Source organism: Shinella lacus (genome assembly GCF_010994755.1).
In the GTDB taxonomy this organism is placed as follows: Bacteria; Pseudomonadota; Alphaproteobacteria; order Rhizobiales; family Rhizobiaceae; genus Shinella; species Shinella lacus.
This window is the reverse complement of the sequence record NZ_WHSB02000004.1, coordinates 193,848-213,538: the sequence shown is the minus strand read 5'-3', so window position 1 is coordinate 213,538 and position 19,691 is coordinate 193,848. Positions and strand designations below refer to the sequence as shown.

Sequence of the window (19,691 nt, the reverse complement as noted above, 5' to 3'; positions counted from 1 at the left end):
TTGTCAGTTGCCGGCGCTTTCCATGCGTCGGGTCGTCAGCACCTTTTCCAGCCAGCCGATTTCCATCTCGGGAACCGACTTGAGCAGCAGGTCGGTGTAGTCGTCGAAGGGCGGTGACAGCACCTTCGATTTCGGGCCGAAGCGGACGAGTTTTCCCCGGTGCATCACCGCCACCGAGTCGGCGATGGCGCGCACGATAGCGATGTCGTGGGTGATGAACATGTAGGAGACGTGGGTTTCGTCCTGGAGTTTGAGCAGCAGCTTCAGGATGCCTTCGGCCACCAGCGGGTCGAGGGCGGAGGTCGGCTCGTCGCAGAGGATGAGTTCCGGCTTGGCCGCAAGCGCGCGCGCGATCGCCACGCGCTGCTTCTGGCCGCCGGAAAGCTCGGCCGGATACCGATCTGCGAAGCGGCCGCCCATTTCGATCTGCTCCAGCAGTTCCTTCACCCGCTCGGTCTTCTTTGCGCCACGCAGGCCATAATAGAAGGTGAGTGGACGGCCGACGATGTCGCGCACCGTCTGGCGCGGGTTCATCGCCGTGTCGGCCATCTGGTAGATCATCTGAACGCGGCGCAGCTCGTCGTTCGACCGGCCCTTCAGCGCCTTCGGCAAGGGCTTGCCGTCGAAGCTGATCGTGCCTTCCTGTGGCGGCAGCAGGCCGGTGATGACGCGGGCGAGGGTGGATTTTCCAGAGCCCGATTCGCCCACCACCGCCAGCGTCTGGCCCTTCGGCAGGTGCAGCGAGACGTTCTGCAACACCTTGAAACCGTTGGAATAACCAGCGGTGATGTTCTCCACCTTCAAAAGTGTGTCCGACTGGTCGGGGGCTTCCTCGCGCTTGGTGCCGCGCACGTTGACCAGCGCGCGGGTATAGTCCTGGGTCGGCGCCTCGATGATCTGCTTCACCGAGCCGTATTCCACCATCTTGCCGTGCCGGAGCACGAGGATGTCGTCCGTGATCTGCGCCACGACGGCGAGGTCGTGGGTGATGTAGAGCGCGGCCGTATTCGTTTCCTCGATCGCATGCTTGATGGCGGCAAGCACGTCGATCTGCGTCGTCACGTCAAGCGCGGTGGTGGGCTCGTCGAAGACGATGAGTTCCGGGTTCGGGCAGAGCGCCATGGCGGTCATGGCGCGCTGGAGCTGGCCGCCCGAGACCTGATGCGGGTAGCGCTGGCCGAAGGTTTCGGGGTTCGGCAGGCCGAGCACCTTGAAGAGGTAGAGCGCACGTTTTTCCGCGTCCGCACGGCTCATGATGCCGTGTTTCAGCGACGCTTCGATCACCTGTTCGCCGAGCCGGTGGGCAGGATTGAAGGCCGCTGCCGCCGATTGCGCGACGTAGCAGACCTTGGCGCCGCGCACCTTGCGGATGCCGTTCGGACCGAGCTTCAGCAGGTCCTGCCCGTTGAGCAGCACCTCGCCGCCGGTAATCCGCACCCCGCCGCGCCCATAGGCGAGCGCGGTGAGGCCGATCGTCGACTTGCCGGCGCCGGATTCGCCGATGAGGCCGAGCACCTTGCCTTTTTCGACGTCGAAGGACACGCCTTCGACGAGGGTGACGGTGCGCGGCGGCTCGCCCGGCGGGTAGCTGGTCGCCTCGATCTTGAGGTTCTTGACAGACAGCAGATCAGGCATCGCCGCGCCCTCCCTTGAGGCTCGAGGTGCGTTTCATCAGCCAGTCGACGACGAGGTTGACGCAGATGGCCAGCCCCGCAATCGCACCGCCCGGAATGAGGGCGGCCGAAATGCCGAAGATGATGCCGTCCTTGTTGTCCTTCACCATGCCGCCCCAGTCCGCTGCCGGCGGCTGGATGCCGAGGCCGAGGAAGGAGAGGGTGGAGAGGAACAGGATGGAGAAGGCGAAGCGCAGGCCGAATTCGGCGAGCAGCGGCGAGAGCGTGTTGGGCAGGATTTCCCGGAAGATGATCCAGCCCGTGCCTTCGCCGCGAAGCCGCGCCGCTTCCACGAACTCCATGACGGCCACGTCGAGTGCTACGGCGCGGCCGATGCGGTAGACGCGGGTTGAGTCGAGGACCGCCATCACGAGGATGAGGATCCAGAGCTGCTGCGGCAGCACGGCGAGCACGACGAGTGCGAAGATCAGCGTCGGGATCGCCATCATCAGGTCGTTGAAGCGCGAGAAGATCTGGTCGATCAGCCCGCCCGTCACCGCCGCGATGAAGGAGAGCAGCATGCCCAGCGAGAAGGAAAGCACGGTTGCCGCCAGCGCCACGAAGATCGTGGTGCGGGCGCCGAAGATCAGCCGCGAGAAGAGGTCGCGGCCGAGATTGTCGGTGCCGAGAAGATAGGCGCCACCCATCGGCTCCCAGACGGAGCCGACGATCTGGCTTTCGCCATAAGGCGCGATGAGGGGGGCGAAGACGGCACAGAAGAGGGAGAGCGCGATGCCCAGGATGCCGACCCAGGCGCTGACAGGAATGGAGGAAAGTCTCATCGCGGGTGCCTCAATCTGGGGTTCGCGATGATCGCAAGGATATCGGCGAACATGTTGAGGAAGATGTAGAAGGCGGCGAAGATCAGGCCGCAGGCCTGCACCACCGGCATGTCGCGCACCGTCACGGCGTCGACCATGTACTGGCCCATGCCGGGATAGACGAAGACCACTTCCACGACGACGACGCCGACCACGAGATAGGCGAGGTTGAGCGCGATGACGTTGATGACCGGCGCCAGCGCGTTCGGGGCGGCATGTTTCGCGATGACGCGAAGGCTGCCGAGACCCTTGAGTTCGGCCGTCTCCACATAGGCAGACGACATGACGTTGAGGATCGCGGCCCGCGTCATGCGCATCATGTGGGCGAGCACGACGAGCACCAGCGTTGCCGTCGGCAATGCGATGGCGGAGAGGCGCTGGCCGATGGTCATCGATTCATAGACCGTCGCGGGGAAGGTCGCGACGCCCATCTGCACGGCGAAGAACAGGATCAGCAGGTAACCGACGAAGAACTCGGGAAGCGAGATCGCCGCAAGCGAGATGACGTTGATGATCTTGTCCGGCAGGCGGTTTCGATATTGCACCGCGAGCATGCCGAGGCCGACGGCGAGCGGCACGGAGATGATGGCCGCGAAGAAGGCGAGGAACAGCGAATTGCCGAGGCGCTTGCCGATCTGCTCGCTGACCGAGTTTTTCGACGCCCAGGAATTGCCGAAATCACCCTGGACGGCGCCGCCGAGCCATTTGAAGTAGCGGGTGGTGGCCGGCTGGTCGAGGCCGAGATCCTTGCGGATGTTCTCGATGGCCTGCGGCGTTGCGGACTGGCCGAGATAGGTGGTGGCGAAGTCGCCGGGCAGGGCTTCCACGCCCCCGAAGATCATCAGGGACACGGCGAAGAGCAAGGCCACGCTGAGCGCGAGGCGTTGCAGGATGAGCGCAGCGAGGGGGCTGCTCTTGCTGAGTTTCGCCCAGAACGAGGGCGACCCTTCGTTGAAGGGGGCTCCAGTGGACGCAACCGACCCGGCAACGCCGACAGACTGCGGGGCTTCGCCCGCAGTCGTCGTTGCTGTCAGCTCCGGACCGTGCGCCGGTCCGCGGCCGGTCATCAGGCGTCGAGCCACACGCGGGTTGCGACATAGCCGTTCGACATGTCGTTGCCGATATCGTGCACGTAGCCCTTCACGTTCTTGCCGCAGGCGTTCACGAAGTCGTTGAACATCGGCAGGATCAGGCCGCCTTCGTCACGCACCATCATGGCCATGGTGCGGTACATTTCCTTGCGCTTGGCCTCGTCGAGTTCCGAGCGGGCTTCGAGAACCATCTTGTCGAAGTCTTCGCGCAGGAAGCGCGTGTCGTTCCAGTCGGCCTTCGAGAGGTAGGCGGTCGAGTACATCTGGTCCTGGGTCGGGCGGCCGCCCCAGTAGGAGGTCGAGAAGGGCTGGACGTTCCAGACGTTCGACCAGTAGCCGTCGCCGGGCTCGCGCTTCACTTCGATCTCGATGCCGGCCTTCTTGGCGCTCTCCTGGTAGAGAACGGCGGCGTCGACTGCACCCGGGAAGGCGACGTCGGACGTGCGCAGCAGGACAGAGCCGCTGTGGCCCGACTTCTTGTAGTGGAAGGCCGCCTTGTCCGGGTCATAGGCGCGCTGCTCGATGCCTTCCGGGAAGAGGGCATAGGTCTCGTTGATCGGGAAGTCGTTGCCGATCTTGCCGTAGCCGCCGAGCACCTTTTCCAGCATCGTCTCGCGGTCCATCGCATATTTCAGCGCCAGACGCAGGTCGTTGTTGTCGAACGGCGCCGTGTTGCAATGCATGATGAACACGTAGTGGCCGCGGCCGGAGGTGGAGAGAATGTCCACGGTCGGCGCGCGCTTCAGGAGGTCGACGGTCTTCGGATCGACGCGGTTGATATAGTGCACCTGGCCGGAGGACAGGGCCGCGATGCGGGCCGTCGCGTCGTTCATCGCGATCATTTCGATCGAGTCTACGAAGCCGCGGTCCTGGCGCCAGTCGTCCGCATTGCGCTCGAAGGTGGCGCGTACGCCGGCCTCGAAGCTCGTGACCTTGTAGGGGCCGGTGCCGATCATGGCATTCGGATCGTCGAGGCCGCCATTCGGCTGGATGACGAGGTGGTAGTCGGTGAGCAGCAGCGGCAGGTCGGCATTGCCTTCCGTCAGCACGAGCACGAGCTTGTCGCCGTCGGCCTTGATTTCCTTGATCGACTTCATGACGCCGAGCGCGCCCGATTCCGACTTCTCGTCGGTGTGGCGTTGCAGCGTCTTGATGACGTCGTCGACCGTCAGTTCCTTGCCGTCGTGGAATTTCACGCCCTTGCGGATGGCGAAGGTCCAGGTCGAGGCGTCGGCGGACGGCTCCCAGGATTCGGCAAGTGCCGGAACCGGCTTGCCGGTCAGCGGCTCGGATTCGACAAGCATGTCGCCCCAGTTGCGGCCGACGACGAACATGAACTGCGAAAGCGCCTTGGCCGGGTCCTTCGAGTCGGTCGCGGCAGCGCCTTCGAGGCCGAGCTTGAGGGCTCCGCCGCGCTTCGGCTCCTGCGCCTTGGCGGCAGTGTCGAACATGGTGCCGGCGACGGCGAGCGTGATGCCGAATGCAGCGGCACGGCCCATGAATTCGCGGCGGTTCATCTGGCCGAGCGTGACCTGGCTGGTGAGGTATTTGGTGTAATCAGTCATTCCCCTGTTCCCTTTTGCTGGCCCTGAAGTGGGCAATTGTTATTGTGATTGGCAGAATTTCTGTTTTTGGCCTCCATGGCAACCTCCCGTCCGAGATTTGTGACGGTGGCGGTGCATGTCCTCGTCTTCCGAAAGCCTCCTCTTCCTGCCGAGCAGCGGCCCTGTTCCATAAAGCTATTCAAATGCAGGGCGTCTGTAACGCCCTAATTTATCTTGGTCTTCCAAAAGCCTGGCTTATGGAAGGATGCAGGCCGCGCCCGATGCAGGGGCGCGGACGCTATCGTCCCTTCCAGACGGGATCGCGTTTTTCGGCGAAGGCGCGCGCGCCTTCGAGCTGATCCTCGCTGGAATAGAGAATATCCACCGTCTTGAACTGCCGGCGGGTGATCTTGTTCATGGTCGCCTGGAAGGTCTCGCCCTCGGCGGCGCGCACCACTTCCTTGATGGCGGCATAGACGAGCGGCGGGCCGCTTTCGAGCAGACGGGCAAGCTCCCACGCCCGGTCGAGCAGCTTGTCGGCGGGCAGGATTTCGTTGACGAAACCCCAGCGATGCGCCTCCTGCACGTCGAGCCAGCGGCCGGTCAGAAGCATGTCCATGGCGATGTGGTAGGGGATGCGCTTCGGCAGCTTGATCGAGGCGGCATCCGCCACGGTGCCGGAGCGAATTTCCGGCAGCGCGAAGGTCGCGTGTTCGGCGGCGAGGATGAGGTCGGTGGAGAGCGCGATTTCGAGTCCGCCGCCGCAGCAGATGCCGTTGATGGCCGCGATGATCGGCTTGTTGAGGTCGCGCAGTTCCTGCATGCCGCCGAAGCCGCCGACACCGTAATCGCCGTCGACCGCATCGCCCGCGGCCGCCGCTTTCAGGTCCCATCCTGGACAGAAGAATTTTTCCCCCGCACCCGTGATAATGGCGACGCGCAGGCTGTCGTCGTCGCGGAAATCGGCAAAGATCTTGCCCATGAGGCGGCTCGTCACGAGGTCGATGGCGTTGGCCTTCGGGCGATCGATCGTGATTTCCAGGATGCCGCCTTCGCGGCGTTGCAGGATCGGTCCGGTCATGGGTTTTTCCTTAGACGGATCAGCGCGTCGGCTGCGACGACACCGTCGCCAGCTGGCAGCACCATTACGGGATTAACGTCCAGTTCTTCGATTATTGAAGCGTTTGAAACGACATAGGATGCCGCTGATGCGACGGCGGCGACAAGAGCGTCGATATCGCCCTTCGCAGCGCCGCGATAACCGCCGAGAAGCTTCGAAATCTTCAATCCGGCGATGGCCGCGCGAATGGTTTTCTCGTCCGTCGGCAGGGTCAGGATGGCGGAATCTTCGAGCAGTTCGACCAGGATGCCGCCGGCGCCGATGGTCAGGACCGGACCGGCAACGGGATCGCGCATCGCGCCGACGATGAGTTCGGCGACGGGTTTGCCCACCATCTTTTCGACGAGGAAACCGGAGGCGACGCCCGCCATGGCCTTGGCCGCATCGAGCACGGCCTCGCGACTGGCGAGGTTGAGCTTGACCGCGCCGGCCTCGGTCTTGTGCGCGACGCCAAGGCCCTTGAGAACCACCGGAAAGCCGAGATCTTGCGCGGCATCAGCCGCGGCTTCCGCGGTCTCGGCGGTGAGGCCCTTCGGCACGGGCAGGCCGTGCGCGGCGAGTGCCTGCTTGGCCTCGTGTTCGGTGAGCGTGACGGCTTCACCTTCGCCGACCGCGGTCTTCAGCAGCGGCGCGGGCAGGGGTTTTGCCCAGATTTCGCCGATGCCGGCGGCGGCTTCCGCGGCGGCGAGCGCCTCCTCGATACCGTAGAAGGGCACGACGCCGTTCTGCATCAGCATTTCGGCCGTCGCTTCCGGCATGTTTTCGCCCATGCTGGCGACGATGCCGGCATTCGCCCCGGTCGCCTTCGAGGCGTCGATGACGGCGTGGCAGGTGGTGATCCAGTCGGCGGCGTCGCAGCGGTCGAGGCGGGGGAAATCGAGCACGACGAGGTTCAGCGCATAGCCGCCCTGCATCATGGTCGTGAAGGCGGCAGTCTGCTTCTCACGGTTGCCCCAGACGAAGGTGTGGTAGTCGAGCGGATTGGAGATCGTCACCATCTGGCCGAGCGTCTCGCGCAGCGGCTGGCGCTGCTCCTGCTTCAGCTCGCGGTAGTTGACCTTCCGCTTCACCCCGGCATCCGCCATCAGCGAGGCTTCGCCGCCGGAGCAGCTCATCGACGAGATGTCGTAATTTGTGAGCGGGCCGGCGACATGCAGCAGCTTCAGCGTTTCGAGCAGTTCGGGCAGCGTTTCGACGCGGCCGATGCCGAGGCGCGACAGCAGTGCGGAGGAGACCGCGTCGTTTCCGGCGAGCGAGGCCGTGTGCGAGACTGTGGCAAGCTGCGCCTGCTCGGACTTGCCGACCTTCAGGGTGACGACCGGCTTCTTCAGTTCGCGGGAACGAAGCGCCAGGCGCTCCAGCGATTCAAGGCTGTCAAAACCCTCGATATGCAGGCCGACGGCGGTGACGCGGGGGTCTTCCAGCACGGCGCAGGCGAGGTCGGCGAGGCCGGTTTGCGCCTGGTTGCCGGCGGTCAGGATATAGGCCAGCGGCAGGCCACGCTGCTGCATGGAAATGTTGCAGGCGATGTTGGAGGACTGCGTGAGGACGGCGACGCCCTTGTCGATGCGCAGCATGCCGTGCTGGTCGGGCCAGAGCAGGGCGCCGTCCAGCATGTTGATGAAGCCGTAGCAGTTCGGGCCGAGGATCGGCATATCGCCGGCGGCCTCCACCAGCGCCTTCTGCAAATCGTCGCCATCGGCAAGCTCGCTGACGGCCTCGCGGAAACCCGAGGCGTAGCAGACCGCGCCGCCGGCACCACGGGCCGAGAGGTCGCGGATGATGCTGATGGTCAGTTCGCGGTTGACGCCGACGAAGGAGGCGTCGGGCGCGCCCGGCAGGTCGGCGACGGAGCGGTAGCATTTGCGCCCTAGGATTTCCTCCTCGCGCGGATGCACCGGCCAGATCTCGCCGGAAAAACCCATCTTGTCGCACTGGAAGATGACGCGGCGCGCTTCCTTGCCGCCGAAGACGGCGATGGAGCGGGGCCGGATCAGACGGTCGAGGGATCGTGTCATGTCGACATTACGCTCCGAGCGGCCTGAGCAGATCACGGCTGATGATGTGCCGCTGGATTTCCGACGTGCCGTCCCAGATGCGCTCGACGCGGGCATCGCGCCAGAAGCGGGCGAGCGGCAGGTCGTCCATCAGGCCCATGCCGCCATAGATCTGGATCGCCTCGTCGGTGACGCGGGCAAGCATTTCCGTGGCGTAGACCTTTGCGGATGCGATCTCGCGGTTCGACGGCAGGCCCTGATCGAGGCGCCAGGCGGCCGACAGCGTGAGCAGGTCGGCGGCGTCGATCTCGGTGATCATGTCGGCGAGTTTGAAGGAGACGCCCTGGTTGGCGCCGATCGGCTTGCCGAACTGCTTGCGCTCGGCGGCGTAGTTGAGCGCGTAGTCGAAGGCGCGCCGCGCGCGGCCGACAGAGGTGGCGGCGACGGTGAGGCGGGTCGCATAGAGCCAGTCGTTGGCGATGTCGAAGCCCTTGTGCACCTCGCCGAGGATCTGGGCGGAGGACAGGCGGCAATCGTCGAAGTTCAGGATGCAGTTCTTGTAGCCGCGGTGCGAGACGGATTCGTAGCCGTCGCGGATTTCGAAGCCGGGCGTGCCGCGGTCGACGAGGAAGCAGGTGATGAGTTTCTTCTTGCCGCGCGGCGTGTCTTCCTCGCCGGTCGCGATGAAGACGATGACGAAATCGGCGATGTTGGCGTGGCTGATGAAATGCTTCGTGCCGTTGACGATCCAGTCGTCGCCGTCCTTTCGGGCGAAACACTTCATGCCGCGCACGTCGGAGCCGGCATCCGGCTCGGTCATGGCGAGCGCATCGAACTTTTCGCCGCTGACGGCGGGCAGCAGGTAGCGTTCGCGCTGCTCGTCGTTGCAGGCCATCAGGATGCCGGAGGGGCGGCCGAAGAAGACCGTCAGCGCCATGGAGCCGCGGCCGAGTTCACGCTCGACGAGGGTGAAGGAGGCGTGGTCGAGGCCGGCGCCGCCGACCTCTTCCGGCATGTTGCAGCCGAAGAAGCCGATTTCCTTGCACTTGCGGGCGATTTCCCGGCCGAGTTCTGGCGGCACATGGCCGGTGCGCTCGACCTCGTTTTCGTGCGGATAGATTTCCGTTTCGACGAAGGAGCGGACCGTGTCCACGATCATCTGCTGTTCGTCGGTCAATGCGAAATTCATGGCAGTCCCCCTCGTATTTTTGCGGGCCGCGTGGCGGCCTGATGCCCTTTGCGGGCGTCTCCCCCGATTGCCGGGAGAGACCGAGTTTCGCGTCCGGCGCCGTTCCTCTTCGGCGCCCTGGCGGATGTTTCAGGCGCGCTTCTGCCCGACATGCCGCCCGACACCGTCCGGCGCCGGCAGCTTGGCATGGGCTTGCGCAATCTCCGCAACCTTCGCCAGCACGTCCGCAGGCGCATCGACGCTCTTGCCTGCTTTGCTGTCGACGTGCAGCGCCATCTGCTCGGCCGTCGCGATAACGTCGCCGGTCGCGGCGTCGTGGATGCGGGTGAAGAAGTGCAGCCGCTTGTTGTCGGAGGAGAGAAGCTGGAGCGTGGTGTAGAGCGCCTGGCCGAGCTTGCCTTCGCCGAGATGGCGGATGTGGGTTTCCACCGTGTAGTAGCTGTGGCCGGCCTCAACATAGGCGAAGTCGACGCCGATCAGCCGGAGCAGCGCATCCATCGTATCGCCGAAGAGCTGGAGATAGCGGTGCTCGGTCATATGGCCGTTGTAATCGACCCAGGCGGCGTTGACCTTGGTGTCGACAAGGCGTAGCGGTTCGGCGGCCGAGACCTCGACCTTCGCCTTGCCGGCCTTCGACCAGAGATGTTCCTCGAACTCGGCGAGCAGCTTGCCTGCGCCCCAGCCCTTGCCGTCGTCGCCGGCCTTCAGCGCATGCATGATGCCGACGAGGTTCTGGTCGCGGATGCGCTCCAGGTCGCGGATGCCGCGGGCGCCGGACTGGTCGTCCGACTGCTGGGCGATCTTTTCCACCAACTCGTCGTTGAGATCGACGACGTCGGTGAGCTTCGTCCAGGGCCAGGAGAGGCAGGGGCCGAACTGGGCGAGGAAGTGGCGCATGCCGGCCTCGCCGCCGGCGATGCGGTAGGTCTCGAACATGCCCATCTGCGCCCAGCGGATGCCGAACGAATAGCGGATCACGTCGTCGAGCGTCTCGGTGTCGCAGATGTCGTCCTTGATGAGCCAGAGGCCCTCGCGCCAGACGGCTTCGAGCAGACGATCGCCGACGAAGGCCTCGATCTCCTTCTTGATGATCACGCCCTTCATGCCGATCGGCGCCAGTTTCGCCTTGGCGTCTTCGAGCGTCTGCTTGCTGGTCTTTTCGCCACCGACGAGCTCGGCCAGCGGCAGCAGGTAGACGGGGTTGTAGGGATGCGCCACGAACAGGCGTTCGGGGTGCTTCATGTCGCGCTGCAGATCGGTCGGCATGAGGCCGGAGGTGGAGGAGCCGATCAGGGCTTCGGGCTTTGCGGCCGCGTCGATCTGGGTGAGGACGCCGCGCTTCATTTCCAGCCGCTCGGGCACGCTTTCCTGAATCCAGTCAGCGTCTTGGACGGCTTCTTCCAAGCTTTTGCAGAAGGTGATTTTACCCTTTGGCGGCAGCGGCGCCATGGTGAGCATGCCATAGGCACGCTCGGCGTTCGCCATCACTTCGCCGATGATGCGCTCGGCTTCCGGATGCGGATCGAAAATATTGACGTCGATGCCGGCGAGCGCGAAACGCGCGACCCAGGCCCCGCCGATGACACCGCCGCCGACGCAGGCCGCCTTGTTGATCGTGCTCATTTCGGTGCCCGCTTCTGGAGTTTCAGCTTTTCGCGCACTTCGGCCGGGCCGATGATGCGTGCGCCCATGCTTTCGACGACGTTGACGGCCTTTTCGACGAGCTGCGCATTGGTGGCGAGCTGGCCCTTGCCGACATAGAGGTTGTCTTCAAGACCGACGCGGACATTGCCGCCGGCGAGCACGGCCGCGGCCGGATAGGCCATGGCGTTGCGGCCGATCGAGAAGGCGGAGAAGGTCCAGGACGACGGTACGTTGTTGACCATCGCCATGAAGGTGTTGAGGTCGTCGGGCGCGCCCCACGGAATGCCCATGCAGAGCTGGATGAGCACCGGGTCCTCGATGATGCCTTCCTCGACGAGCTGCTTGGCGAACCAGAGATGACCGGTGTCGAAGGCCTCGATTTCCGGGCGGACGCCGAGGTCCGTCATCATCTTGCCCATGGCGCGCAGCATGGACGGCGTGTTGGTCATCACATAGTCGCCGAGCGAAAAGTTCATCGTGCCGCAATCGAGCGTACAGATTTCCGGCAGGCATTCGGCGACGTGGGAAACACGCTCGGTGGCGCCGACCATGTCGGTGCCGTTGGGGTTCAGCGGCAGCGGCTGTTCGGTGTTGCCGAAGATCATGTCGCCGCCCATTCCGGCGGTGAGGTTCAGCACCACGTCCACCTCGGCATCGCGGATGCGCTCGGTCACTTCGCGATAGAGATCGTTGCGGCGGCTCGGCGCGCCGGTCTCCGGATCGCGGACGTGGCAATGCACGACGGCGGCGCCGGCCTTGGCGGCGTCGATCGCCGATTCGGCGATCTGCTTGGGCGAGCGCGGTACGTGGGGCGATTTGCCGGCGGTGTCGCCGGAGCCGGTGACGGCGCAGGTGATGAAGACATCACGGTTCATGGCTAAGGGCATGTGGTCTCTCCCAGAATTCTTGTGGGGGACATTACGAGCCAAGAGGAGGCGCAGTGCTTTCACTTTTCGGATCTATCCTTGACAATTCGAGAGGTGAGCACGCATGCTTTCGCCATGCTGGATCCATCCTCCGAGACACTCGACATCGATATCCTCGTCCTGCCCGAGACGAACCTCATCCTCGTCGCCTCGGTCATCGAACCCTTGCGCGCGGCAAACCGCATCTCCGGGCAGGACCTCTACTGCTGGCGCATCTTCTCGCCGGATGGCCAGCCGATCGAGACGCGCAGCCGCATTCCCGTGCCGGTCGATGGCCTGTTCCGGCCGGAGAAGGAGACCCAGCCGCTTTTCGTGCTTTCCTCCTATCAATGGCAGATGAGTGCGACGCCTCTGTTGCGGCGCCAGCTTTCGCAGACGGCGCGTTATCGCAGCATGATGGCCGGCATCGAATCGGGCAGCTGGCTGCTGGCGCAGGCGAGCCTGCTCGACGGCCATTCGGTGACGATCCACTGGGAGGACATGGAGGAATTCGCCTCCGCCTTTCCGCAGATCGGCGTGGTGCGCGAGCGTTATGTGATCGATGGCAAGCGCATCACGACGGGCGGCTCATTGCCAACGCTGGATTTGATGCTGGAGATCATCCGCCGCCGGCAGGGCTATTCGCTGGCGCTCGAAGTGTCGCGGCTCTTCATCTACGAGCACGAGCGCACCGGCGGCCTGCTTCAGGTGCCGGCGCTGGGCAATATGCGTGTCGCCGACCAGCGCGTCAGCCAGGCGGTGCGGCTGATGGAGGAGACGGTGGACGCGCCGCTGACGCTGACGCGGCTTGCCAAACGCGTCGGCATCAGCGCGCGGCATTTGCAGGACCTGTTCCAGGAATCGATGGGCGTGGCGCCGCACCAGCATTATCTGGCGCTCAGGCTCAACGCGGCCCGGCGCAAGGTGATCGAGACCAAATCGGAATTCGCCGACATCGCCGCGCTGACCGGTTTCAACTCCTCCTCCGCCTTCTCGCGCAGCTACCGGGCGCACTATCACGAAAGCCCGACGGAGACCCGGCGGCGGCTGAGGGCTGGGGCGAAGGGCTAAGTCTTCGCGAGCAAAGGCAGCATCGTCTCGGCCGCCTGCCGGGAGAGCGCATCGCGCGGCCAGACGAGGCTCAGCGATTGCTGGTAGGCCGGGTAGAGCGGCAGCAGCGTCGGCGGCGGGTTGATGTTGGCGACGGAATGTTCCGGCAGCACGGAGAGATGGCCGTGGCGGAGCACGAGGTTGATGATGACCGGGATCGAATCAACTTCGACCAGCGTCAGGCGCGAGCGTTCCGCCGGGGTCAGCGTCGCTTCGAGGAAGCGGTCCGTCATCTGCCGCAGGCCGCTCCGCGGGCTCGGCACGGCAATGGGATAGCGCCGCAGCAGGGCTGCGAAATCCTGCCGTTCCGCCTCGTCCAGTGAGCGCGGGCCGGCGAGCGCCAGTTGCGAGCGGCCGATCAGTTGGCCCTCGAATTCGGCGGGGTAGTGGTCGGTGTCGAGCAGGATCAGGTCGAAACGGCGGTTCTTCAGGCCGGAGATAAGATCATCCGCCGTGGTGGAGGAGAGGAAGAGCGGCTGGCGCGGCCGCGCCGCCCGCCATTCGACCGTCAGGCGGGCGAGCATGGCGGCGATCTCGCTTTCATGGCCGAAGGGGATGATCGTGCCGAGCCGCCAGGTGGCGGCGCTGCGGCGAAACCGTTCCGCCGAGGCGGCCGACAGCGCCTCCCAGGCCGCGCCGATGCGCTCGGCAAGCGCCAGCGCCTCGAGGCCGGCCGGCGTGCAGCTGATCCCCGTCGCCGAACGCTCCAGCAATTTGCAGCCAAGCGCCTCTTCCAGATGGCTGAGCTGGCGGGTGAGTTGCGGCTGGCCGAGGCCGAGGCTTTTGGCGGCGCCGTTGATGCTGCCGGTTCTGGCAACGGTGGCGAAACGGGCGAGGGCGGAGAGCGAGATGGCGTCTCGTGATCCTTCGCCGAGCGCGGCAAGGGCGGCGGCGGATCCGGCGATCTCTGCAAAGCGCGGCAGGCGGGTTTCGGCCTCCAGCGTCGGCACCAGCGCCTGCCCGTCACGGCGCACCAGCGGCACCGACAGGCTGGCCTCGACGCGCCGCAGCGCCGCGCTGGCGCTGGAGGCCGGGCGGCCCATCGCGGCGGCCGCCCTGCGGATGCCGCGTTCTTCAAGAATGCTGTGCACAAGGCAGAGGGTGGATAGATCCAAGGGTGCGGTCCTTCGCGCTGCCGTCTTCCGTTCGGTTTATAACATGGACCGTACGGATTTTGGGATATCTGTTTGCGCCACGATGCGCATAACATCCATCTCTAGTTTCTACGCAATTCCGGACGGAAAACCGCTTCACACTTTTCCTGGAATTGCTTAGGGAAAAACAGGCTTCCAAACATGCTCGCTTCCGCCGATACGCTCTATCTCACCGGTCAACCGCTCGACTTCGCAACGCTGGAGGCGATCGGCGCTGCCACGCGACGGCCGGTCGCCTGCGAGATCGGCATGGGCCGCGTCGGCGCCTCGCGCCTCGTCATCACGGATCGTCTTGCCACGGGCCTGCCGATCTACGGCGCCAATACGGGCGTCGGCTCGATGAAGGACAAGCTCTGGACGGCCGACGACCTGGTGGAGTTCAACAACAACCTGGTGAAGGCCCACCATTTCGGCACCGGCGAGCCCTTCACCTTGCCGATCGTGCGCAAGGCGATGGCGATCCGCGTCAACACCGCGCTCGGCGGCTATTCCGGCTGCAGCCCGGAGCTGATCGACGCCTTCCTCGCGCTGCTCGAAAAGGATGTCGTGCCCGTCGTGCGCCGGCATGGCTCGATGGGCTGCGCCGATATCGGCCTGATGGGGCAGATCGCCTCGGTGATAACCGGCGACGGCGAGGCCTGGTATGGCGGCGAGCGCCTGCCGGCCGCGGACGCGCTGAAGCGCGCCGGCCTCGCCCCCTATCGCATGCAGCCGCGCGATGCGCTGGCGGCGCTCAGCGTCAATGCCATCTCGCATGCCGCCGCCGCCAATGTGGTGCGCGAGGCGGCAAAGGCCATCCGCAATCTCATGGTGACGGGCCTGCTCTCTTCGCTGGCGCTCGGCGCCTCGGCCGATCCTTGGCGGGTGGCCGCCCGGCTCTCCGCCCATGGCGAGGCGCTGGCCGGCTGCTGGTTCGAGGCGCAGGCTTCTTCCGGCCATTGGCCGAAACCGTCCGCCATCCACGATCCGCTCAGCCTGCGCATGACCGCCCAGGTGTTCGGCGCCTGCCTCGATACGCTGCTGCTGGCCGCCGAGCGCATCGTCGAGGCGACCGCGCAGTCGGACGACAATCCGGTGGTGATGGACAACCACGTCATGGCCTCCGGCGGTTCGCTGCCGCTCTCGACCACGCTCTATGTCGAGGCGGCGCAGACGGGCTTTGCCCATCTCGCCCGCAACGTGCTGAACCGCTGTGTGCTGCTGGCGAACGGGGTGCGACGCAACCTGCCGGTCAATCTCGTGGCGCCCGGCGAGGCGGCGACGGGGTTCGGCCCGCTGCTGAAACTCGCCGTCGAACTCTACATGCGCATCCAGTCGCTGGCGGTGCCGATCTCGGCGCAGTCGATCGTGGTTGCCGGCGGCCTCGAAGAGGAGGCGACCTTCCTGCCTCTCATCGTCGAGCGCATGGAAAGCCAGGTGCGCGACCTCCGCCAGCTCGCCGCCCTCGAAGCCATGCTGTCCGCACAGGCAATCGACCTTGCCGGCGACAATGTCGAGGGCGTGGTTGCCGTTGCCTATGCCCGCACGCGGGCGGTGAGCCCGTTCTATCGCAAGGACCGGCCGCTTTCCGCCGAGATCGAGGCGCTCGACCGCGACCTGGCGAGCCCCGAGGCGCTCGCCGCCTTCGTCGAGGCGGCGCCGATGGCGGGCATCGACACTTTCTTCGCCCTTAAATTCTGACGGGAGAACCAGATGGCCGATTTCGATCTCGTTCTGAAAGGCACCGTGGTGCTCGCGAACCGCGTCGTCGAGGGCGGCCATGTCGCCGTCCGTGATGGCAAGGTGGTGCATGTCGGGCAGGGCGCGATGCCGGCAGCCAAGGAACGGCACGACCTTTCCGGCGCGCTGATCCTGCCTGGCGCCATCGACGCGCAGGTGCATTCGCTGTCGCAGAAGAACCAGGAGGATTTCCTCTGGTCGACGCGCTCGGCGGCGGCCGGTGGTGTGACGACCATCGTCGACATGCCCTATGACGAGGGCAATCTCGTCTGCTCAGCCGAGGCCGTGAAAATCAAGGTCGACCATGCGTCGCCGCAGGCCCGCGTCGATTTCGCGCTCTATGGCACGGTCGATCCGGAGGAGGGGCCGGCGCGTATCAGCGAGATGGTCGAGGCCGGCGTCGCCGCGTTCAAGTTCTCCACCTTCGGCACCGACCCGAAGCGGTTTCCACGCATTCCCGCCGCCCTCCTGGAAGACTGCTTCCGCGCCATCGCTCCGACGGGGCTGACGGCCGGCGTGCACAACGAGGATGACGAGGCGGTGCGTGCGGCGATCGCCAAGGTCAAAGCCCTGGGCATCACCGACTACCGCGCCCACGGCCTGTCGCGCCCGCCGCTGACGGAGCTGCTGGCCTCCAACCAGATCTACGAGACCGGCGCCGAAACCGGCTGCCCGGCGCATGTGGTGCATTGCTCGCTCGGCCGCGGCTACGAGATCGCCGCCGCCTACCGCGCGCAAGGGCACCGCGCCACCATCGAATGCTGCATCCACTACCTGACGCTCGACGAGGAGAACGACGTCGCCCGCCTCGGCGGCAAGGCGAAGATCAACCCGCCGATCCGCCCGCGCGTCGAGGTGGAAAAGCTTTGGCGCCATGTCGCCGAAGGCAATGTCACGCTGGTTTCCACCGACCATGTCAGCTGGTCGGAGGACCGCAAGACCAATCCGGACATGCTGGCGAACGCGTCGGGCGTGCCGGGGCTGGAGGTTATGGTGCCGCTCTTCGTCAAGGGTGCGCTGGAGCGCGGCATTCCGCTGACCCGTGCCGCCGAGCTGATGACGCTGAACCCGGCCCGCCATTTCCGGCTTGACCACGTCAAGGGTGCGTTGGAGGCCGGCAAGGATGCCGACATCACCGTGCTGACGCCCGAGCCCTACACCTACGACTCGGTCGCCAGCGGCCACAACGTCGTCGGCTGGTCGCCCTATAACGGCATTCGCCTGCCGTGGCGCGTTTCCGCCACCTATCTGCGCGGCAAGCTCGCCTTCGACGGCACCAAGGTGCTGGCCGAGCCCGGCACCGGCGCCTTCGTGCGCCCGCTGCCGACGCTCGTTTCGGGCCGCGCCTGATGGCCGCGCCAAAAACCAATCTGCCGGTCGATCCCGCCCGCATACAGGATGTGATCGACGGCCTCGCCCGGCTCACCGAGCCCGGCCGGCCCTATACGCGGCGTGCCTTTACCGCTCTGTTCCCGGCGGGGCGGGATTTTCTTCTCGAAAAATTTCAGGCCGCGGGGCTTGAGACACGCGTGGATGCCGCGGGCAATCTCGTCGCTCGGCGCGCGGGCAAAAAGCCCGGCCTCGGCACGATCATGCTCGGTTCCCATTCCGACACGGTGCCGGATGGCGGGCGTTATGACGGCATTGCCGGCGTGGCAGTGGCGCTGGAAGTGGCCCGGTCGCTCGCCGACCAGGGCATCGAGCTCGACCACGACCTGGAGGTCGTCGATTTCCTCGCCGAGGAAGTGTCGATCTTCGGCGTGTCCTGCATCGGCAGCCGCGGCATGGCCGGCGTGTTGCCGGAGGAGTGGTTTTCGCGCGAAAGCAACGGGCTGACGTTGGAACAGGGCATTCGCGATGCCGGCGGCGATCCGGCGCGCATTGCCGTCGAAGCGCGCAAGGATATCGCGGCCTTTCTAGAACTGCATATCGAGCAAGGCCCGGTGCTCGAAACCGAAAAGCGCGATATCGGCGTGGTGACGGCAATCGCCGGCATTACGCGCATCGAGATCATCGTGCAGGGCCGCGCGGACCATGCCGGCACCACGCCGATGGGCAATCGTGCCGATGCGCTCGCGGCGGCCGCGCGGCTGGTGACGGGCATCGAGGCGCTGGCGAAATCGCTCTCCGACGGGCCAAGCCATTTCACGGCGACGGTCGGCGAGTTCTCCATCGAGCCGAATGCCGCCAATGTCGTTCCCTCCCGCGTGCGCCTGCTGATCGATGCGCGGGCGGAGGATCGCGCCGCGATGGACCTCTTCGCGGCATCGCTGGACCTGATGGCCGAGCAACTGGGGCGCGAGACGGGCACCGTCATCGAAGCGCCGCGCCGCATCTCCGACAACCCACCGACGCCCGGCGATCCGATGCTGCTCGACGTGCTGGACGCCGCTTGCGAGGTTGCGGGCGCCACGCATCGCCGCATGGCGTCCGGTGCCGGTCACGACACGGCCTGGATGGCGCGGGTGACGCGCTCGGCGATGATCTTCGTGCCCTGCCTTGGCGGTCGCAGCCATGCGCCCGAAGAGTTCGCCGAAACGGACGACATCGCGCTCGGCGCGGCGGTGCTTTTTAACGCAGTGATTCAGCTGGATAAGATCTTGAGTCAGGAGGACGTCTGATGGGCCGGATTCTAAAGGAAAAAGACGTCGAGGCGGCGGTCAAGGGCGGCTCGGTCTATGCCGCCGGCGGTGGCGGCTGGGCGGATCATGGCCGCATGCTCGGCTATGCCGCAGTGTCGATCGGCAAGCCGGAACTGGTCTCCATCGACGAGCTTTCCGACGACGACTGGGTGGCGACGGCGGCGGCCATTGGCGCCCCGGCCTCGACCACACCGTGGGAGATGCGCGGCGTCGATTACGTGAAGGCCGTCGAGCTTTTGCAGGAGGCGCTTGGCGAGAAGGTCGCCGCGCTGATGGTCGGCCAGAACGGCAAGTCGTCGACGCTGAATGGCTGGCTGCCGTCGGCCATCCTCGGCACCAAGGTGCTGGATGCCGTGGGTGACATGCGCGCGCACCCGACCGGCGACATGGGGTCGATCGGCATGGCCGGCTCCCCCGAACAGATGATCCAGACGGCCGTCGGCGGAAACCGCGACGAGAACCGCTATATCGAGCTCGTCGTGCGCGGCGCGACCGCAAAGGTCTCGCCCATCCTGCGAACCGCCTCCGACATGTCCGGCGGCTTCATCGCCTCCTGCCGCAATCCGCTGCGGGCCTCCTATGTGCGCAAGAATGCGGCGCTCGGCGGCATTTCACTGGCGCTGACCCTCGGTGAGGCGATCCTCGCGGCGGAGGGCAAGGGCGGCTCGGCGATCATCGACGCGATCGTCAAGACGACGGGCGGCGCGATCCTTTCCGAAGGCACGATCACCGACAAGTCGGTGGTCTATACCAAGGAAGCCTTCGACATCGGCACCGTGACGCTCGGCAAGGGCGACAGCGCGACGGTGCTGCATGTCATGAACGAATACATGGCGGTGGAATCGGCCGCGGGCAAACGCCTCGCGACCTTCCCGGATGTCATCACCACGCTTTCGCCGGAAGGCGAGCCGCTCAGCGTCGGCCAGCTCGAAGTCGGCATGAAGCTCTTCGTGCTGCATGTGCCCAAGACCATCATCCCGCTCGCCTCCAGCGTGCTCGATCCGACGGTGTATCCGTCTGTGGAGAAGGCGATGGGGATCGATCTGGTGAGCTACGCGCTGGCCTGAAGAGACTTGAGGAGA

At 65.5% G+C, this 19,691-nt stretch carries 15 protein-coding genes; 5 read left to right on the top strand and 10 right to left on the bottom strand.

Annotated features, from left to right (window positions below; translation table 11 throughout):
• Positions 1 to 3: 3 nt before the first annotated feature.
• The 9 genes from GB927_RS12395 to bcoG form a co-directional block, all read right to left on the bottom strand.
• Entirely contained in the window at positions 4 to 1,635 is a 1,632-nt protein-coding gene (locus GB927_RS12395) for an ABC transporter ATP-binding protein (RefSeq protein WP_256117260.1), read from the bottom strand.
• The gene (locus GB927_RS12390) at positions 1,628 to 2,455 is read right to left on the bottom strand and encodes an ABC transporter permease (RefSeq protein WP_256117258.1); all 828 of its coding nucleotides are present in this window, start codon (positions 2,453 to 2,455) and stop codon (positions 1,628 to 1,630) included. The genes GB927_RS12395 and GB927_RS12390 overlap by 8 nt, the downstream gene beginning before the upstream one ends.
• Positions 2,452 to 3,561: an ABC transporter permease gene (locus GB927_RS12385; RefSeq protein ID WP_305111306.1), complete on the bottom strand. Its 1,110-nt coding sequence runs from the start codon at positions 3,559 to 3,561 to the stop codon at positions 2,452 to 2,454. The genes GB927_RS12390 and GB927_RS12385 overlap by 4 nt, the downstream gene beginning before the upstream one ends.
• Positions 3,561 to 5,150: an ABC transporter substrate-binding protein gene (locus tag GB927_RS12380; RefSeq protein ID WP_256117256.1), complete on the bottom strand. Its 1,590-nt coding sequence runs from the start codon at positions 5,148 to 5,150 to the stop codon at positions 3,561 to 3,563. Before GB927_RS12380 ends, GB927_RS12385 begins: the two co-directional genes overlap by 1 nt.
• Before the next feature lie 277 nt (positions 5,151 to 5,427).
• The gene (locus GB927_RS12375) at positions 5,428 to 6,210 is read right to left on the bottom strand and encodes a carnitinyl-CoA dehydratase (RefSeq protein ID WP_256117254.1); all 783 of its coding nucleotides are present in this window, start codon (positions 6,208 to 6,210) and stop codon (positions 5,428 to 5,430) included.
• On the bottom strand, positions 6,207 to 8,267 hold the full coding sequence (locus GB927_RS12370) for an acetate--CoA ligase family protein (RefSeq protein WP_256117253.1): 2,061 nt from the start codon (positions 8,265 to 8,267) through the stop codon (positions 6,207 to 6,209). Before GB927_RS12370 ends, GB927_RS12375 begins: the two co-directional genes overlap by 4 nt.
• 7 nt (positions 8,268 to 8,274) lie before the next feature.
• Positions 8,275 to 9,435: an acyl-CoA dehydrogenase family protein gene (locus GB927_RS12365; protein WP_256117251.1), complete on the bottom strand. Its 1,161-nt coding sequence runs from the start codon at positions 9,433 to 9,435 to the stop codon at positions 8,275 to 8,277.
• A gap of 129 nt (positions 9,436 to 9,564) precedes the next feature.
• Positions 9,565 to 11,058 (bottom strand): carnitine 3-dehydrogenase, encoded by a 1,494-nt coding sequence (locus GB927_RS12360; protein WP_256117250.1) that lies wholly within the window; start codon positions 11,056 to 11,058, stop codon positions 9,565 to 9,567.
• Complete coding sequence (gene bcoG / locus GB927_RS12355) at positions 11,055 to 11,966, bottom strand: 3-dehydrocarnitine:acetyl-CoA trimethylamine transferase BcoG (protein WP_256117248.1); 912 nt, start codon at positions 11,964 to 11,966, stop codon at positions 11,055 to 11,057. The genes GB927_RS12360 and bcoG overlap by 4 nt, the downstream gene beginning before the upstream one ends.
• 114 nt (positions 11,967 to 12,080) lie before the next feature.
• Here bcoG and GB927_RS12350 point away from each other — a divergent pair, with 114 nt between their 5' ends.
• The gene (locus GB927_RS12350; protein ID WP_435267907.1) at positions 12,081 to 13,055 is read left to right on the top strand and encodes a GlxA family transcriptional regulator; all 975 of its coding nucleotides are present in this window, start codon (positions 12,081 to 12,083) and stop codon (positions 13,053 to 13,055) included.
• Here the strand turns inward: GB927_RS12350 and GB927_RS12345 are convergent.
• Positions 13,052 to 14,209: a LysR family transcriptional regulator gene (locus tag GB927_RS12345; RefSeq protein ID WP_256117247.1), complete on the bottom strand. Its 1,158-nt coding sequence runs from the start codon at positions 14,207 to 14,209 to the stop codon at positions 13,052 to 13,054. The genes GB927_RS12350 and GB927_RS12345 overlap by 4 nt on opposite strands.
• Before the next feature lie 180 nt (positions 14,210 to 14,389).
• Here GB927_RS12345 and GB927_RS12340 point away from each other — a divergent pair, with 180 nt between their 5' ends.
• The 4 genes from GB927_RS12340 to ertC are packed head-to-tail and all read left to right on the top strand — an operon-like array spanning position 14,390 to position 19,676.
• The gene (locus tag GB927_RS12340) at positions 14,390 to 15,928 is read left to right on the top strand and encodes an aromatic amino acid lyase (RefSeq protein ID WP_256117246.1); all 1,539 of its coding nucleotides are present in this window, start codon (positions 14,390 to 14,392) and stop codon (positions 15,926 to 15,928) included.
• A gap of 12 nt (positions 15,929 to 15,940) precedes the next feature.
• The gene (ertD, locus tag GB927_RS12335; RefSeq protein ID WP_256117245.1) at positions 15,941 to 17,317 is read left to right on the top strand and encodes a hydantoin-5-propionate amidohydrolase; all 1,377 of its coding nucleotides are present in this window, start codon (positions 15,941 to 15,943) and stop codon (positions 17,315 to 17,317) included.
• Positions 17,317 to 18,588, top strand: a complete 1,272-nt coding sequence (locus GB927_RS12330; RefSeq protein WP_256117243.1) for a Zn-dependent hydrolase — start codon at positions 17,317 to 17,319, stop codon at positions 18,586 to 18,588. Before ertD ends, GB927_RS12330 begins: the two co-directional genes overlap by 1 nt.
• A complete protein-coding gene (ertC, locus tag GB927_RS12325; protein ID WP_256117242.1) occupies positions 18,588 to 19,676 on the top strand; it encodes a thiohydantoin desulfurase in 1,089 nt (362 codons plus the stop codon). Before GB927_RS12330 ends, ertC begins: the two co-directional genes overlap by 1 nt.
• Positions 19,677 to 19,691 lie beyond the last annotated feature (15 nt).